Origin of the sequence: Bifidobacterium ramosum (assembly GCF_009299505.1) — a bacterium.
Taxonomy (GTDB): domain Bacteria; phylum Actinomycetota; class Actinomycetes; order Actinomycetales; family Bifidobacteriaceae; genus Bifidobacterium; species Bifidobacterium ramosum.
Genome location: NZ_WBSM01000001.1, coordinates 23,998 through 39,776 on the forward strand (window position 1 = coordinate 23,998; position 15,779 = coordinate 39,776).

Here is a 15,779-nt window from a genome sequence, read left to right on the forward strand (position 1 = left end):
GCATACGATGGATGAGGAACGGAGCGCCGAGGAGCTGGCGGCGCTCAATGATCGGCTGATGGAGAAGAACCATGCGTTGGCGCAGGCGTTGACCCGCGCCGGCAAGGAGCTGACGAAGGCCAAGGCGCAGCTGGCGCAGCTCGCCCAGCCGCCGCTCACCTTCGCCACAATGGTCAAGGTCGACTCCACGCATACCGACGAGGACGGCGTGCAGCACGCCAGCGCCGAAATCATCGCCGGCACCCGTCGCATGGTCGTGCCCGTCGCCGCGAACGTCAATGCCTCCCGACTCGCCGTCGGCAACACGGTCATGCTCAACGAGAACATGGTGCTCGTCGAACAGCGCGGCCCCGACACCGCCGGCCCGGTTCGCACGGTCAAGGAGACGCTCGATGACGGCCGTCTCATCGTCGCCGACGCCAGCGGCAACCCGCAGCTCATCCGCCGCGCCGGCACACTCGCGAACGTCACCGTCAACCAGGGCGACCGCGTCTGCGTCGATCCGTCCAACCGTCTCGCCATCGAACTGCTACCCGAATCCGACGACGGCGACCTCGTCCTCGAAGAGACCCCCGACGTCACATTCGCCGACATCGGCGGCCTTGACCAGCAGATCGAACGCATCCGCGATGCCGTCCAACTGCCGTTCCTGCACCGTGCACTGTTCGAGCGCTACGATCTCAAACCGCCCAAGGGCGTGCTGCTGTACGGTCCGCCCGGCAACGGCAAGACGCTCATCGCCAAGGCCGTCGCCCACGCGCTCGCCGAAGGCTCCGGCAACGGCTCCGGTGTGTTCCTGTCGGTCAAGGGCCCCGAGCTGCTCAACAAGTTCGTCGGCGAATCCGAACGGCTCGTACGCATGATCTTCAAACGCGCCCGCGAACGCGCCGCCGACGGACGCCCGGTCATCGTGTTCATCGACGAGATGGACTCGCTGCTGCGTACGCGCGGCTCCGGCGTCTCGTCCGACGTGGAGACCACGATCGTGCCACAGTTTTTGGCCGAACTCGACGGCGTGGAACGACTCGATAACGTAATGGTGATCGGCGCGTCCAACCGCATCGACATGATCGACCCGGCCGTGCTGCGCCCCGGACGGCTCGACGTGAAGATCCACATCGAGCGGCCTGATGCCGCGCAGGCGACGTCGATCATCCGCCACTATCTGACCGACGACCTGCCGCTGGAGAACGGCGTGGATGCGGACGCCCTGGCGCGCGTCATGGTGGGTGACATCTACGATCGTTCCGAACGCCGGCATCTGTGCGACGCCTGTGACGACAAGGGCGCGTGGACGGCCGTGTTCCTCGCCGATGTGGCGTCCGGCGCGATGCTCAAGAACATCGTGGACCGGGCCAAGACCAAGGCCGTCAAGGCGTCGATCGACTCCGGTTCGCCGGTCGCGCTCGGCGCGGCGCTGCTCGGCGCGGCCGTCGAGGACGAATTCGCGGAGACCCGCGACTCGGTGCTCGACGCCGACCCCGAACAGTGGAGCCGCATCAACGGCATGGACATGGGACGAATCACGAGAATCAGAGGTGTGCGATGAGCGTCAGACGCGTCATGGGAACGGAAACCGAATACGCGGTGTCGCGCGCGGACGGCGCGCACGCCAACCCCGTGCAGCTGTCGTTCGACGTGGTCGGCGCGGCCGCGAACGACGCGAACGCGCACATCCGCTGGGACTACCGGCAGGAGGATCCGGTCAACGACATGCGCGGCACCCGGCTCGAACGCGCCGCCGCCCGCCCCGACATGCTTACCGACGCGCCGCAGCTCAACATCGTCAACGTGATCGCCCCCAATGGCGGCCGCGTCTACGTCGACCACGCGCACCCCGAATACTCCGCGCCGGAAACGACCGACCCGTTCGAAGCCGTACGATACGACCACGCCGGGGATCGCATCATGCTCGCTGCGGCCCGCCGCGCGTCCGCAGACACCGGCACGCCGATCGTCCTGCACCGCAACAACGTCGACGGCAAGGGTGCCAGCTGGGGCACGCACGAGAACTACATGACGCTGCGAGCCGTACCGTTCGACGTCATCGCCCGCCTCATGACCGCCCATTTCGTCACCCGGCAGATCTACACCGGATCCGGCCGCGTCGGCCTCGGCGAACGCAGCGAAACGCCGGGCTACCAGCTGAGCCAGCGCGCCGACTACATCCACATGAAGATCGGCCTGCAGACCACGTTCGACCGGCCGATCATCAACACGCGCGACGAACCGCACAGCACCGGCGACTGGCGCCGCCTGCACGGCATCGTCGGCGACGCGAACCGCATGGACGTGCCGCAGACGCTCAAACTCGGCGTCACCTCCATGCTGCTGTGGCTCGCCGAACACGCCGACGACGCCGGACTGGACATGACCGACCTGCTCGACCGGCTCGAACTCGCCGACCCGGTCGCCGCGATGCACACCGTTTCACATGATCTGACGCTCGCCGAACCACTGCCGCTCGAACACGGCGGCGCGATGACCGCATGGCAGATCCAGGTCATGCTGCGTTCCGCCGTCTACGCGGCCGCCGCGATCATCCACGGCACCGACACGACCGGCGAACCGGTCTGGCCGGATAAGCCGACGCGGTCGATCATGGCGATGTGGGGACAGGCGCTCGCCGACACGGCCGCCATCCGGCATGCCGACGACGACGCGCGGCTGACGATGAGCGCCGAGGCGTCGCGCGTCGAATGGCTGTTCAAATGGCAACTGCTCGAGAAACTGCGCCGCAAACGCGGCCTCGGCTGGGACGCGCCGCAGCTCAAGGCGATCGACCTGAGCTGGGCGGCGCTCGACCCGGCCACATCGGTGTTTGCGAAACTCGCGTCGCACACCGAACGGGTCAACACGGACGACGACGTACGCGCCGCCGCCGAACGGGCGCCCGAGGACACGCGCGCCTGGCTACGCGCCACGATCGTAAGCCGGTACCCCGATCAGGTGGTCGCCGCGTCGTGGTCGCACCTGACCGTGCGTGCGCATCCCGACGCCGTCGACGACCGTGACCTATACGGCAACGCGAGCCGGCCGACCGCCCGCCAATCCGACCTGTTCACGCTCGACATGTCCGACCCGCTGCGCTTCGACCGCACACGGTGTGAACGGATTGTGGACGAATGTTCGACCGCCGTGGAAACGCTGTCGAGACTCTCTGAGAACATCACGACTTCGGATAAAATGAACATGATCATGTGATCGGTTCAAGGGCGACCACCGGCGACGACCGGGCCCTTGGCCGCAACGACCAGCAGAACGACCACCGCCCGCCGCCCCAGCGACACCAAGCGTACGGCGGCCCGACCGCACGAACGTAAGGATGACGATGGAACTGAGGGAACTCGCACTGGAAGTGGCGCGCATCGCCCAGGACGCCGGCCGCCACGCCCTGACCGACCAGATCAACCCGCGCGACCTGAAAAGCCTGAACCTGTCGCCGGACAAACAGTCCACGCTCGACGTCGACGACCGCCTGTCGCGGTTCATCGCCAACCGTCTGTCGTACATCGACAACTTCAACGGCCAGTGGCAGGACCGCCCCGAGGAATGCCATCCGGGCGAACGCTACTGGTGCGTCGGCAACATCGACGGCATCATCAACTATTCGCGTAACATGCCCGAATGGGCGATCACCGTCTCCCTGTTCGAATTCAACGAGGAAGGCTCCGCACAGCCGATCGTCGGCGTCGTGCACGCGCCGGCCCTCGGCATGACGTATCTGGCCGCGCGCGGTCAGGGTGCGATCCGCATCCGCAAGACGCCGATCGGCGACAAGCGCGAGAAGATCATGCCGTCGACCACCGCGCATCTGGACGGCTCCGTCGTCAGTTACGGCATGTCGTACGTGCCCGAGGAGTCCAAGCGCGCGCTCGCCGTGGTCAGCGCCATCGCCGGCCTGCCGGCCGACATCAAGCGCGTCGGCCCCGCCTCGCTCGATCTGTGCAAGGTGGCCGACGGCACGTACGACGCGTACTTCGAGCCGAACCTGCATAAATGGGACGTGCCCGCCGTGTCCGCCGGCGCAATCGTATTATGGGAGGCACAGGCCAAGCTGCGCACATGGAACGGCGGCTTGGTCCACTGGCGTCGCGAAAACGACATCGTGGCGTCGAACGGTCTGATCATCGACGAGCTGCGCCCGTACCTGCTGTAGTGCACGCGACGGCCGAAGCGGCGGCGTCGGCACCGCCGGGCATCACGGTGCGCGCGAACTCGACGATCACGGAACGGATCGCGAAACGGTCACAGAACAGGGAGCGGCAATCATGCCTCAGCAATTCGAACAGGCGAACGCGGACGCGCAACAGTCCGCACAGCATGACGCGCAGGCCGAAACCACGCGCGTCGAGAACACGCAGGCCGAGGCGACCGGCGACGTGCTCGACTCGGTGCTCGACGACATCGAATCCGTGCTGGAGACCAACGCCGAGGAGTACGTGAACAGCTTCGTGCAAAAAGGCGGCGAGTGATGCCGCAGCTGCGCGACAGCGGCAACAGCGGGCCGGGATCGACGGTGCGGCAGTCCCCGGAATTCGAAGGATTCGCGCGCATCTTCGGCATCGAAACCGAGTACGGCGTGTCCGTGACCGGCGCCGGCCGGCCGGTGGACGCGGGTCAGGTCGCCATGATGATGTTCCAGCCGATCGTGTCCCGGTCTCGCTCGACGAACACGTACCTGACCAACGGCTCGCGACTGTACCTCGACGTCGGTTCGCACCCCGAGTACGCGACCGCCGAGGCGCGCCGTCCGCTTGATGCGCTGGCGCAGGACATGGCCGGCGAGCTCATGATGCGCCGGCTTGCGGCACAGGCGCAGGAACGGCTGCAGGCCACCTACGGCACCGGTCTGCGTGTGCACGTGTTCAAAAACAACGCCGACTCCGCCGGGCACTCGTTCGGATGCCACGAAAACTATCTCGTGCGCCGGTTCGTGTCGCTCGAACAGGTCGAACACGAGCTGCTGCCGTTCCTCATCACGCGGCAGCTGTACACCGGCGCGGGCCGTGTGACCGACGAGGGTTTCGAGATCACGCAGCGCGCCGATTATCTGGACGAGGCCGTCTCCTCCGCCACGACGCGTTCGCGCCCGATGGTCAACACGCGCGACGAACCGCACGCCGATCCTGAGGAGTTCCGCCGCCTGCACGTGATCATCGGCGATTCCAACCGGTCGCAGTGGGCCACGTGGATGAAGCTCGCCGTGACGCATCTCGTGCTGTGCGTGATCGAGGAATCCGCGCGGCTGGGCGTGCCGTCCGGGTTCGAGACGTTCGCGTTGGCCGCGCCGGGGGAGGCGAACCGCGCGGTCAGCCGTGATCTGACCTGCCGGAACGCATCGCTGCGGATGGCGGATGGCCGGGAGTTGACGGCGCTTGACATCCAGCGTGGGTTCCTGCGCATCGTCGAACGGTTTGTCGCCGGACATGCGGCGGCGATGGATGCGGCGATGAACGGGACGAGGACGGATGCGGTTGCGTCGCGTGACGGGATCGGCCGGGTACTTGACGAGTGGCGTCGCACGCTGGACCTGCTGGATGCGGGGGAGAGCGGACGGTTGGCGGACCGGGTCGACTGGGCGGCGAAGCTGCGGCTGTTCGAGACGCTGCACGCGCGCCGCGGCGGGGTCGCGCAGTCCAAGCTCGAACAGCTGGACATGGACTATCACGACATCGCGAACGGCACGTTGTACGATGCGCTGCTGCGTCGCGGCGCGATGATGCGGCTGCTGGACGACGGGGATGCGCGGCGTGCGCTGACCGAACCGCCGGCCGATACGCGCGCCGCGTTGCGCGGTGGATTCGTCGCTGCGGCGTTGGTCGCAGGCGCGCAGTTCTCCTGCGATTGGACGCGGCTGACGTTGTCGAGCCCCGAACACCGCGAGGCGGTGATCCTCGACCCGTTCGCCGACGAGCCGACGGCCGATTACCGCCAGCTGATGCAGGCGCTCTAGGCGGTTTCAAGTCCGTTGAGCAAGTGCTGCGGACAGGGATTGGGGCGGTCGGTGAGACACATCCATAACCCTTGACGGACATACAGCCGATTCGCACGGCGAAAACGGCTGTATGTCCGTCAAGAAGTTGCGGCTACAACATTGAGAACTGTCGTACGTGTTTTTGGCTTCATTCTTCAACGGACATACAGCCGTTTTCGCCGTGCGAATCGGCTGTATGTCCGTTAGTGGGACGGTCGTTCATGACTCGGGCGAGCAACTGCGCGAGATCGGCTGTATGTCCGTTGGAGGGGGGGCGGTGGATCAGCGTGCGGCGGCTGTCGCGTGGCGCGCCCGTACCGTTCAACGGACATACAGCCGATTTACCGGTCGGAATCGGCTGTATGTCCGTTAGGGAGTGCGGCTGGAAGGGAGTACGACGGCTACTGTATTGCGTCCGTATAACACTAACGGACATACAGCCGATGATGATGGGTAAATCGGCTGTATGTCCGTTAGGGGGGGTGGATCAGTCGGTGGGAGTGTTCTTGTCGCTGTCTTGGCCGCCGTCCTGATCGTCGCCGTTGCCGGTCTCGCCTCCGGCATCAGTGTTGCCATCAGCGCCAGTAGCATCGCCGGGGGTTTCGTCGAGGAGCTTGGTGAGCTCGGCGTCCCAGTCGATCGCAGAGGTATCGCCGCTCGCGAAGCTGTCCGCCCCGTCGTCGCCGGTCGCACCGGTGCCCAGCGTGCCCGACTGACCGGTCGTCTGCGAGGCATCCGTCGAGCCATCACCGGCCGCGACGGCCGGCGCATCGGACGGCAGCTGCGGCAGCAGATCCGGGTGCGACCACTTCGCGTCGCGCGCCTCGGCGCCTTCCTCCGCGCCGATCCTCTCCCACAGCGCCGCGGCCTCACGCATCCGCTTCGGCCGTAGCTCCAGACCGATCAGCGATTCAAACGTCCGCTCGGCCGGGCCTCCCACCGCACGCTCGCGTCGCAGCATCTCACGCAACTGTTCGATATGCGGAATATGCGCCATGCCGGCGCGCCACACCACGCAATCGACCCAGCCTTCGACCAACGCGAGCAGCGTCTCCAGCGACGCCTTCGCCTCCCGCTGCTCCGGCGTGTCCGCGATGCCCACCTTGGTGAGGTTCACCGCGCCGGAAATCGCCTCCGGATCCATGCTCGTCGCCTCGCGCAGCTGCTCCTCCATCGCGTCGAGATCGATGTCCACGCCGCGCGCGTACTTGCCGATCAGCGCTTCGAACCGCGGCATCAGCCACGGCACCGACGCGAACAGGCGCGCGTGCGCCATCTCCTGCAACGCAAGGAACGACATCACCTCGTCGGCCGGCAGATCTAGCGACTTCGCATATTCCTCGACGTTCTGCACGATCAGCCCGCCCGCGGGATTCGCCAGCAGCGCGATGCCCTGATCGAAGCTGCCGCGCACCTCGTGCGACAGGTCGCCGGCCGCATGCCCCAGCTGCATCGCGAACGACGTGTTGCCGAGCAGCTTCATCAGCTGCGCCGGGTTCTTCATGCCCTCCGGCACCGGAATCGGCACCGGCCCGGCGAACATGCCCGCGATTTCGCCGTTGAACGAATCGCCCAGACGCTCGGAGATCACCGACGCCAACGCGTCGTTCATCGACTCGGCCACCGGCGCGGCGAACTTTGCCCACGCATCGATTGTCCCTTCGACCCAGCCGGCGCGGGTCAGCACATCCGGTTCGCCGCCGGCCGGATCCATCTCGCAGGCCGTGTCCAGCCACAGGCTCGCCTCGCTCATCGCGCGTCGCGCCGCCTGCCCGTCCGTTGCGTTCACCGACGCCAGCGAGCCTTCGCCGTTCGCCTTCTGCAACGCGAGCGACTTGGCGAGCTTGACGTTGATCGGTCCGTTCTCGACGGTCTGCTGCATGTCGCCCGGCGTGTTGAGCCCGCCGGCGGTGAACGCCTGCATCAGCGCCTGCACCTCGCTCGGCTTGGGCAGCTTCGCGGGATCCTGGTTCATGAGCTGGTCCTTGATCGCGTCGGGCAGGCTGTTGATCTGATTGAAGGCCATCTCGCCCTGGATCGGGCCGAAACAGTCGATCAGCCATTGGTGCAGTGCGTTCTCATCCATAGTCGGTTCCCCGCTTCGTGTGTTAACGTGTTGGTTCCATAGTATTGGAGGTATGCCGAAAATGCACCTGAAACGTCACCCTCACGCCCAAGGCATATTCCCACGCATCGGCGCGCGCGTCCGCGACTACTGCACGTCTCGTCCGCGCAGGTATTTCATCGGATCGATGGCCGTGCTGCTGTCGGTCGTGGTGCTGTGCCTGCCGAGCGCGTACGTCGTGGAGGGGCCCGGCCCGACCGCCGACGTGCTCGGCACGAGCGACGGCAAGGAGATCATCGCGGTTTCCGGCGCGCGCACGCACGCCGACAAGGGCAAGCTGCTGCTCGTCACCGTCAACGCGTCCGGCGTACCGGGCTATCCGGTGACGAACGCGCAGGCCGTGAAGGCGTGGCTCGATCCGCACGAAACGGTGATGCCACAGGAGGCCGTCATCCCGGTCGGCCAAACCGCCGAGCAGTACAAGCAGGAGAGCAACCAGCAGATGAGCTCGTCGCAGGACTCAGCCACAGCCGCCGCGCTGACGTACGCGAAGCGACTCGGCGTCGATACGGACGGCGTGACGGTCACCATGCACGTCGACGATATCGGCGGCCCGTCCGCCGGCATGATGTACGCGCTCGGCCTGATCGACAAGCTCACCGACGCGGACGAAACCGGCGGGCTGACGATCGCCGGCACCGGCACGATGTCCAAGGACGGCAAGGTCGGCGCGATCGGCGGGATACGGCTGAAGATGCTCGGCGCGAAACGCGACGGCGCGAGGTGGTTCCTCGCGCCCGAGTCGAACTGCGACGAGGTCGTCGGCCATGTGCCGCAGGGGCTGCGCGACGTGAAGGTGTCGACGCTCGACGAGGCGTATCGCGCGCTCGTGGCGATCGGCGAAGGCAAGGGGGAGTCTCTGCCGCAGTGCTCGGCCGACTGACGGCCGCGTATGGCCGTATGACGCGCGCGACCGTTTTTCGAGACGCGCCGCGTGTGTTAACGTCGCTGTTCCCAGCGGTTTGCTAATGTAATGTCCCGTGAATCAAACGGCATCTGATAACGCTGAAGAGTTCGGTTTCCACAAGGGCGACATCGTCCAGGAGTGGCTGTGGGACGAGGACGTGGACGATTCGATCCGCGCCAAGATCGAGGATCTGACCGGCGAGGATCTGGTCGACGAGGATTACGATTCCGCCGTGGACGGCGTGATCATCTGGTGGCGCGACGGCGACGACGAGGACGAACTGTCCGACGTGATCGTGGACGCGTATGCCGTGCTCGGTGACGACGGCCCGCTGTGGGTGCTCACCCCGAAGCCAGGACGCCCCGGCGCGGCGAGCTCCAGCACCGTGCAGTCGGCCGCGAAGACCGCCGGCATGAACGCGGCCACGCCGCTCACCGCCAGCAAGGACTGGAACGGCATCCACCTGCGCGCCTTCGGCAAGGGCCGCTGATCGCAGGATTCGGTGGGGAGTACTCGGGATACCGACGACGCCCGCTGCATCGCGGGCCAAAGGTGGGCGATGAGGGATTCGAACCCCCGACATCCACCGTGTAAAGGTGGCGCTCTAACCAACTGAGCTAATCGCCCGCACGTGAATACTGTAACGTATGCCCGTACAAAAGCGCGACATGAGCGCGTCGGGCGGCTGCACGGGCGTGTCGTGACCGGCACGCCCGTTTTTGCGTGCCGTGCGTCGCAAGCGCAACGTAGAGTTGAAACCGCAATACTATCCGTAGGAGGTCGATAGATGGCGCAGGAAGCCGAAGCCGCACGCGGTGAGTCGATGATCGCCCGTGCCGGGAAGCGCAAGTTGGGATACGACGCCGCACAGGTCGATGCGTTCCTTGAGCATGCGCATGCGCTGTACGACAGCGACGCGGCGACGCTCACCCAGCGCGACATTCAGAATGTGTCCTTCGACGTGGCCAAGGGCGGCTACGACATCGCGCAGGTCGACGCGGCGCTGTCGCGTCTGGAACGCGCCGTGGTGGACCGTCAGACGGCGGCGCAGATCGCCGATCAGGGTCGCGTGGCGTGGAAGGCGCAAAGCGAGGAGTTGTACCGTCAGATCGCCGCGCATGCGGCGCGGGCGGCCCGCGAACGCTTCCGCGGCGGCGAGAAGGGCCATCCGTCGTATGACCGCAAGCAGGTGGACCGTCTGATCGACGACGTCGTCGACAAGGCGGCCGCCGAGCTCGGCGTGGACGGCGCCGGCCAGCAGACGGCGCGCGGACTGGAAAACGTCACCGCGGCGTCGGTCGCCGGCGCGGTGTTCACCCAGCGCAAGGGACGTCGCGGCTACGACGAGCGTCAGGTCGACTACTATCTCAACGCCTGCGTGCAGCTGCTCACCCGCATCGAATCGTTCGCCCGCGTGTCCGCGCGCGTGCAGGGTACCGCAGACGCCGAACCGGCGGCATCGCAGGCTCCCGCCGCCGCGACGCAGCCCGGCGTGGCGCCGTTGTTCCCCGCCGCACCGCAGCCCGCCCCGGCGACCGACCAGCCCGCTTCGTACACGGCCGACCCGTCGTCGGCCGAATCCTTCGACGCACTGCACAAGGCCGAGCAGGCCATCTTCGCGCCGCAGGCCACCGCTCCGACCCCCGAAACCGTGGTCGCCCCGGCGTTCCCGCCGGCATCCGCCGCCGAGTCCGCTCCGGTTCCGTCGCCGGCTCCGGTCTCCGTCGCTCCGGCCGTGAACCCGACCGTGCCCGAGGCGCCGGCCCCGGCACCCGAGCCGGCCGCCGCGCAGCCCATCATCCCTGTGTCCGAATCGACGTCGCTGGGCGATTCCTCGCTGGCCGAACTCGCCCACATGGCCAAGGCTGCGCATGAGGAGGCTGTGCAGGAGGCCTCGACCGCATTCCAGCCGCACGTGCCCGATCTCGCGGCACCGTCCGTGCCCTCGCTCACCGAACCGGTGCTCGCGGTGCCGGCCCCGACCGCCGTATCCGCGACGACCCCGGCGCCCGTTGCCGCACCGCAATCGCCCGCCGCGCCCGCGCCGGTTCAGCCGGTGCATGAGGAACCCGCCACCCCGTCGGCCGGCGAGACCACGCAGGCCATGGCGCCGGTCATGCCCGAATCCTTCGCCCCGGCCTCCAAGCCGGAACGTCCGTCCACGCCGCACGTCCGCGTCAGCGAGTTCACCGTGCCGAACCCCGCGCCGACGCCGTCCCCGGTCGAGGCGGTGAACGACACGCCTTCGGCCGTGGGTGCCGTGCCGTCCTTCGCGCCGTCCGAACCGGTCGCAGCGGCTCCCGTAGAACCGGCTGCCCCGGTGCCGCCGGTTGCTGCCGCGCCGGCCCAGCCGTCGCCCGTCACCGACGAGACGGCCGCCAACGGCAAGACGAACACGCCGAACCTCACGGCGTTCCCCTCCGTATTCCCCAGCATCGACAGCGACATCAACACCGACATCCCCGACCTGTCCTTCCCGTCGCTGTTCGACGATCACGATGTGAAGAAGCGCGAACAGTGAAACAGCAATCCACCGTCGTCATCCTCGGTTCCACCGGATCCATCGGCACACAGGGCCTCGACGTCATCGCCCGGCATCCCGAACGGTTCACCGTCACCGGCCTCGCCGCCGGCGGTGCGCACGTCGAACTGCTCGCCCAACAGGCCGCGCGGTTCCACGTGCCCCAAGTCGCCGTCTTCGACAAGCATGCAGCCGCGCCGCTACGTGACGCCCTCGACCGCGTGGGTGCGCACTACACCAGCGTGCAGGCCGGCCCCGAGGCCGTCATCGCGCTGGCCGGCTGCGGTGCCGGCGTCGTGCTCAACGGCATCACCGGATCCATCGGCCTCGAACCGTCCATCGCCGCACTCAAGGCCGGCTCGCAGCTGGCGCTGGCCAACAAGGAATCCGTCGTCGCCGGCGGCCACCTGCTGTTCGGCGCGCAGACGCGCGACAACCAGATCAACCCGGTCGACTCCGAGCATTCCGCGATCTGGCAGTCCCTGCGCTCCGGCACGCACGCCGAAGTGAGCCGTCTGGTCGTCACCGCGTCCGGCGGTCCGTTCCGCGGCTGGAAGCGCGCCGACATGACCGGCATCACGCCCGAACAGGCGCTCAACCATCCGACCTGGCACATGGGCCCGGTCGTCACCATCAACTCGTCCACGCTCATGAACAAGGGACTCGAGGTCATCGAGGCGAGCCGGCTGTTCGACATCCCGCCGGACCGCATCGCCGTGACCGTCCACCCGCAGTCCATCGTGCACTCGATGGTCGAGTTCTGCGACGGCGCGACGATCTGCCAGGCGTCTCCGCCGGACATGCGTCTGCCGATCGCGCTCGGCCTGTCCGCGCCGGACCGTCTCGACAACGTCGCGGCCGCATGCGACTGGACCAAGGCCGCCAGCTGGACGTTCGAGCCGCTGGACGACGAGGCGTTCCCGGCCGTGTCGCTGGCACGCCATTGCCTCGCGGCGTCCGAAAAGCATACGGCCGTGCTCAACGCGGCCAACGAACAGGCCGTGCACGCGTTCCTCGAACATCGACTGCCGTACCTCGGCATCGTCGACACCGTCAAGGCGGTGCTTGACGAGATGGACGCCGAGCTGCGCGGCGCGCCGCTGTTCGCATCCGTGGAGGAAATGAGCCAACTCGAGCTGGAAGCCCGCCGTCGTGCGGACGATCTGATAAACAAGCAGTAGTCGATATCGTGAATACGGGCCGTGCGGTTGTCGCCGGCCCGTAACTATGAGACGCGTAGGGAACCACATCACATCATGAATTCGTCGAACGCCGAAACCACAAGCCTCCAGCAGCCCGTCGCCAAGCCGTTCCGCAAGACCGGCGACCCGGTCGACCTGACCAGCGAATCGCCGCTGCACCCGCGCCGCAAGTCGCGCCGCATCATGGTCGGTCCCGTGCCGGTCGGTGGGGGAGCGCCCATCTCCGTGCAGTCGATGACCAACACGCTCACCGCAAACGTCGGTGCCACGCTCCAGCAGATCGCCGAGCTGACCGCCGCCGGCTGCGATATCGTGCGCGTCGCCGTGCCGAGCCAGGACGACGCCGACGCACTGCCCGAGATCGTGCGTAAGTCGCCGATCCCGGTCATCGCCGACATCCACTTCCAGTCCAAGTACGTGTTCCAGGCCATCGACGCCGGCTGTGCGGCCGTGCGCGTCAACCCGGGCAACATCCGCAAGTTCGACCAAGTCGGCCCCGACATCTGCAAGGCCGCGACCGACGCGGGCATCTCGCTGCGCATCGGCGTGAACGCCGGCTCACTCGACAAGGAGCTGTACGCCAAGTACGGCGGTCCCACCCCGGAGGCGCTCGTGGCGAGCGCGCTCAAGGAGGCGCGCATGTTCGAGGACGTCGGCTTCCACGACTTCAAGATCTCCGTCAAGCATCACGACGTGATCACCATGGTGCAGACCTACCGTCTGCTCGCCTCGAAGGGCGACTGGCCGCTGCACCTCGGCGTCACCGAGGCCGGTCCGGCATGGCAGGGCACCATCAAGTCGTGCCTTGCGTTCGGCGCGCTGCTCGCCGAAGGCATCGGCGACACGATCCGCGTGTCGCTGTCCGCGCCGCCGGTCGAAGAGGTGAAGGTCGGCTGCAAGCTGCTCGAATACATGGGTCTGCGTCCGCGCAAGTTCGACATCATCTCCTGCCCGAGCTGCGGTCGTGCACAGGTCGACGTGATCCAGCTCGCCTCCGCCGTGACCGAGGGGCTGAAGAACGTCACCGCGCCGATCCGCGTGGCCGTCATGGGTTGTATCGTCAACGGCCCGGGCGAGGCGCGTGAGGCCGACCTCGGCGTGGCCTCCGGCAACGGCAAGGGCCAGATCTTCATCAAGGGCAAGGTCGTCAAGACCGTGCCCGAGGACCAGATCGTCGACACGCTGCTCACGATCGCCAACGACATCGCCGCGCAGATGGAGGCCGACGGCCAGGTGCCTGTCGGCTCCACCGGGCCGGTCGTCGTGCCGATCCAGCATCCGAACCGCGCCGCATGACGCAACGGGACCAGCGGAACGCAACGTTGGCCGACCGGACGGCCGCGCGGCCGTGGAACCGCGGCCGCAGGCTCATGCTGCGTCTGCCGATCTTCATCATCCTGCTGGGCGTGCTCGCGTACGTGTCGAACGCGACGACCGTGCCGTGGAACAACGAACCCACCGGCCGGACGATCGCCTCGCTGAACGCCGACACCGCCGTCACGTTCGCCAACCCACGGCATGCCACCCTGCATCAGGTCGGCGATTTCGACGTCACCGAACGCAATGCCTATCTCGACGTGCGCCGTGCGTCGACCGGCGAGATGCAACGCATCCGTGTCCTCATCCGCACGCCCAAAACCGACACGGCCGGCCTGCCCGCCGTCGTCTTCATGCACGGCGCCGGCCACGGTGGCACCCCGGACGATTCGTTCGGCGACATCGCCACCGACCTGGCCTCGGCAGGATTCGTCACCGCCGTCATCGACAAGCCGATCTGGTCCACCAACGACATCACCCGCGACTATCCCGCATCGGCCGCCGCCTACGATCAGGTCGTCGAATATCTGCGTGCCCTGCCGAACGTCGACGCCGCGCACGTCGGCATCTACGCAACCAGCGAATCGACGTGGATCGCCTCGTACCTGCTGCAACAGGACCATGACATCGCGTTCCAGATCCTGCTCAGCCCCATGGTGTACACGCCGCGGCAGTCGCTCGGCTTCCTCGCCGCGCAGGACTTCGCGCTCGTCGGCGCGCACGACGGCTACCAGTCGATCGTCCGTCGCGTGTTCAACGCCGACACGGCCCTGCTCGGCCTGACCAACTTCGACCTTGCGGACATCCCGAACGCCGACGCCTACGCGATCCCGACGTTTGTGGCGTACGGGTCGAAGGACGTGATGACCGCGCAGGTCGACGGCACCGAAACGATCTACGACCTCGCCAGACGGTCCGGCAACACGGACGTGACGGTGCGCGCGTACCCGATCGCCAACCACGTGATGCGCCTCGGCAGCGACGAGGAGGACGGCACGCCGTTCGCCGACGAGTACACGCGCGACGTCGCCGATTGGGCGGCCGGCACCGTCGCCGGGCTCACACAGACCAGCGAACGCGTCGCCGGCGACTCGCTCTACCAGTCGATCGCCGTGCCCGACGATCTGGCCGCACGGCGTGGACTGACCGTCTACGGGCTGTTGCTGCACGTTTCGACACTGGTGACGCTGCTGGTTGCGGCCGTCGTGGCGTTGGCCGCGGCGGGACGTTCGATACGGTTCAGGATGCGACGACGGGGAACCATCCGCGACACGGCGGCCCGGACCTCCGCGCTGGGATTCGCGCACGGCTTCGGCAACGCGCTGCTCACCCTGACCCTCACCACGCTGGCGACGATGCTGTTGTTCGCGGCCGGGTTCGGCCAGGTGATCATGGGTGTGGTGCGGCTCGCGTGGGGTAGCGCGCCGAGCGACGACCCGGGCATCATGCGCTGGAGCTGGCCGGTCATCCAGATCGTGTGCACGCTCGTGGTCTGGGCGTGGAGCGGCGTGTTCGCACGGCTCATCGAGGTCGCTACGGCGCGCGGCATCCTGCAATGGCCGCCGCGTCGCGGATCGATCCGGGCGGTGGTGACGGGCCGCGAGCCGGTGCTCGCCTCCACGCGGCTCGGGCGTGTGCTGTTTTGGGCCACGGCGGTCGCCATGCTGCATATACTGTTGTTCTTCGCGTTCTGGGGACTGTTCGTCTATTAGGCCAGGAAGGAGCCGTGT

General features: G+C 67.2%; 12 protein-coding genes and 1 tRNA gene. 11 read left to right on the forward strand and 2 right to left on the reverse strand.

The window, feature by feature from the left end; translation table 11 throughout:
* Window positions 1–7: 7 nt before the first annotated feature.
* From arc to pafA, 5 genes are all read left to right on the forward strand, one after another.
* Entirely contained in the window at window positions 8–1,549 is a 1,542-nt protein-coding gene (gene arc / locus DSM100688_RS00095) for a proteasome ATPase (protein WP_152357162.1), read from the forward strand.
* Window positions 1,546–3,204, forward strand: a complete 1,659-nt coding sequence (gene dop, locus DSM100688_RS00100; RefSeq protein WP_152357163.1) for a depupylase/deamidase Dop — start codon at window positions 1,546–1,548, stop codon at window positions 3,202–3,204. Before arc ends, dop begins: the two co-directional genes overlap by 4 nt.
* Before the next feature lie 127 nt (window positions 3,205–3,331).
* On the forward strand, window positions 3,332–4,159 hold the full coding sequence (locus tag DSM100688_RS00105) for an inositol monophosphatase family protein (RefSeq protein ID WP_152357164.1): 828 nt from the start codon (window positions 3,332–3,334) through the stop codon (window positions 4,157–4,159).
* 112 nt (window positions 4,160–4,271) lie between these two features.
* Complete coding sequence (locus tag DSM100688_RS00110; RefSeq protein ID WP_152357165.1) at window positions 4,272–4,475, forward strand: ubiquitin-like protein Pup; 204 nt, start codon at window positions 4,272–4,274, stop codon at window positions 4,473–4,475.
* Window positions 4,475–5,956 (forward strand): Pup--protein ligase, encoded by a 1,482-nt coding sequence (gene pafA / locus DSM100688_RS00115; RefSeq protein WP_152357166.1) that lies wholly within the window; start codon window positions 4,475–4,477, stop codon window positions 5,954–5,956. The genes DSM100688_RS00110 and pafA overlap by 1 nt, the downstream gene beginning before the upstream one ends.
* 508 nt (window positions 5,957–6,464) lie before the next feature.
* Here pafA and DSM100688_RS00120 read toward each other — a convergent pair.
* Entirely contained in the window at window positions 6,465–8,063 is a 1,599-nt protein-coding gene (locus tag DSM100688_RS00120) for a zinc-dependent metalloprotease (protein WP_152357167.1), read from the reverse strand.
* A 61-nt stretch (window positions 8,064–8,124) separates the two neighbouring features.
* Here DSM100688_RS00120 and DSM100688_RS00125 point away from each other — a divergent pair, with 61 nt between their 5' ends.
* Window positions 8,125–8,985 carry a YlbL family protein gene (locus tag DSM100688_RS00125; protein ID WP_420837465.1) on the forward strand — a complete coding sequence of 287 codons (861 nt, stop codon included), beginning with the start codon at window positions 8,125–8,127 and terminating at the stop codon, window positions 8,983–8,985.
* Between the two features lie 97 nt (window positions 8,986–9,082).
* A complete protein-coding gene (locus DSM100688_RS00130; protein ID WP_152357169.1) occupies window positions 9,083–9,499 on the forward strand; it encodes a DUF3052 domain-containing protein in 417 nt (138 codons plus the stop codon).
* A gap of 63 nt (window positions 9,500–9,562) precedes the next feature.
* Here the strand turns inward: DSM100688_RS00130 and DSM100688_RS00135 are convergent.
* Window positions 9,563–9,636, reverse strand: a tRNA-Val gene (locus tag DSM100688_RS00135).
* Window positions 9,637–9,796: 160 nt separating this feature from the next.
* On the opposite strand from DSM100688_RS00135, the gene DSM100688_RS00140 reads away from it, so the two are divergent.
* From DSM100688_RS00140 to DSM100688_RS00155, 4 genes are all read left to right on the forward strand, one after another.
* Window positions 9,797–11,530 (forward strand): DivIVA domain-containing protein, encoded by a 1,734-nt coding sequence (locus tag DSM100688_RS00140; RefSeq protein WP_152357170.1) that lies wholly within the window; start codon window positions 9,797–9,799, stop codon window positions 11,528–11,530.
* Window positions 11,527–12,711: a 1-deoxy-D-xylulose-5-phosphate reductoisomerase gene (gene dxr / locus DSM100688_RS00145; protein ID WP_152357171.1), complete on the forward strand. Its 1,185-nt coding sequence runs from the start codon at window positions 11,527–11,529 to the stop codon at window positions 12,709–12,711. The genes DSM100688_RS00140 and dxr overlap by 4 nt, the downstream gene beginning before the upstream one ends.
* Window positions 12,712–12,786: 75 nt before the next feature.
* Window positions 12,787–14,028 carry a flavodoxin-dependent (E)-4-hydroxy-3-methylbut-2-enyl-diphosphate synthase gene (ispG, locus tag DSM100688_RS00150; protein ID WP_152357172.1) on the forward strand — a complete coding sequence of 414 codons (1,242 nt, stop codon included), beginning with the start codon at window positions 12,787–12,789 and terminating at the stop codon, window positions 14,026–14,028.
* A gap of 74 nt (window positions 14,029–14,102) precedes the next feature.
* Window positions 14,103–15,761 carry an alpha/beta hydrolase family protein gene (locus DSM100688_RS00155; RefSeq protein WP_163146779.1) on the forward strand — a complete coding sequence of 553 codons (1,659 nt, stop codon included), beginning with the start codon at window positions 14,103–14,105 and terminating at the stop codon, window positions 15,759–15,761.
* The last annotated feature ends 18 nt before the right edge of the window (window positions 15,762–15,779 follow it).

What these genes read in the sequence shown, in the direction of transcription:
- dop (WP_152357163.1), top strand. Translation starts at nt 1,546, where the DNA reads ATGAGCGTCAGACGCGTCATGGGAACGGAAACCGAATACGCGGTGTCG.
- arc (WP_152357162.1), top strand. Translation starts at nt 8, where the DNA reads ATGGATGAGGAACGGAGCGCCGAGGAGCTGGCGGCGCTCAATGATCGG.
- DSM100688_RS00125 (WP_420837465.1), top strand. Translation starts at nt 8,125, where the DNA reads ATGCACCTGAAACGTCACCCTCACGCCCAAGGCATATTCCCACGCATC.
- DSM100688_RS00155 (WP_163146779.1), top strand. Translation starts at nt 14,103, where the DNA reads ATGCTGCGTCTGCCGATCTTCATCATCCTGCTGGGCGTGCTCGCGTAC.
- ispG (WP_152357172.1), top strand. Translation starts at nt 12,787, where the DNA reads ATGAATTCGTCGAACGCCGAAACCACAAGCCTCCAGCAGCCCGTCGCC.
- DSM100688_RS00140 (WP_152357170.1), top strand. Translation starts at nt 9,797, where the DNA reads ATGGCGCAGGAAGCCGAAGCCGCACGCGGTGAGTCGATGATCGCCCGT.
- DSM100688_RS00110 (WP_152357165.1), top strand. Translation starts at nt 4,272, where the DNA reads ATGCCTCAGCAATTCGAACAGGCGAACGCGGACGCGCAACAGTCCGCA.
- pafA (WP_152357166.1), top strand. Translation starts at nt 4,475, where the DNA reads ATGCCGCAGCTGCGCGACAGCGGCAACAGCGGGCCGGGATCGACGGTG.
- DSM100688_RS00105 (WP_152357164.1), top strand. Translation starts at nt 3,332, where the DNA reads ATGGAACTGAGGGAACTCGCACTGGAAGTGGCGCGCATCGCCCAGGAC.
- DSM100688_RS00120 (WP_152357167.1), bottom strand. Translation starts at nt 8,063, where the DNA reads ATGGATGAGAACGCACTGCACCAATGGCTGATCGACTGTTTCGGCCCG.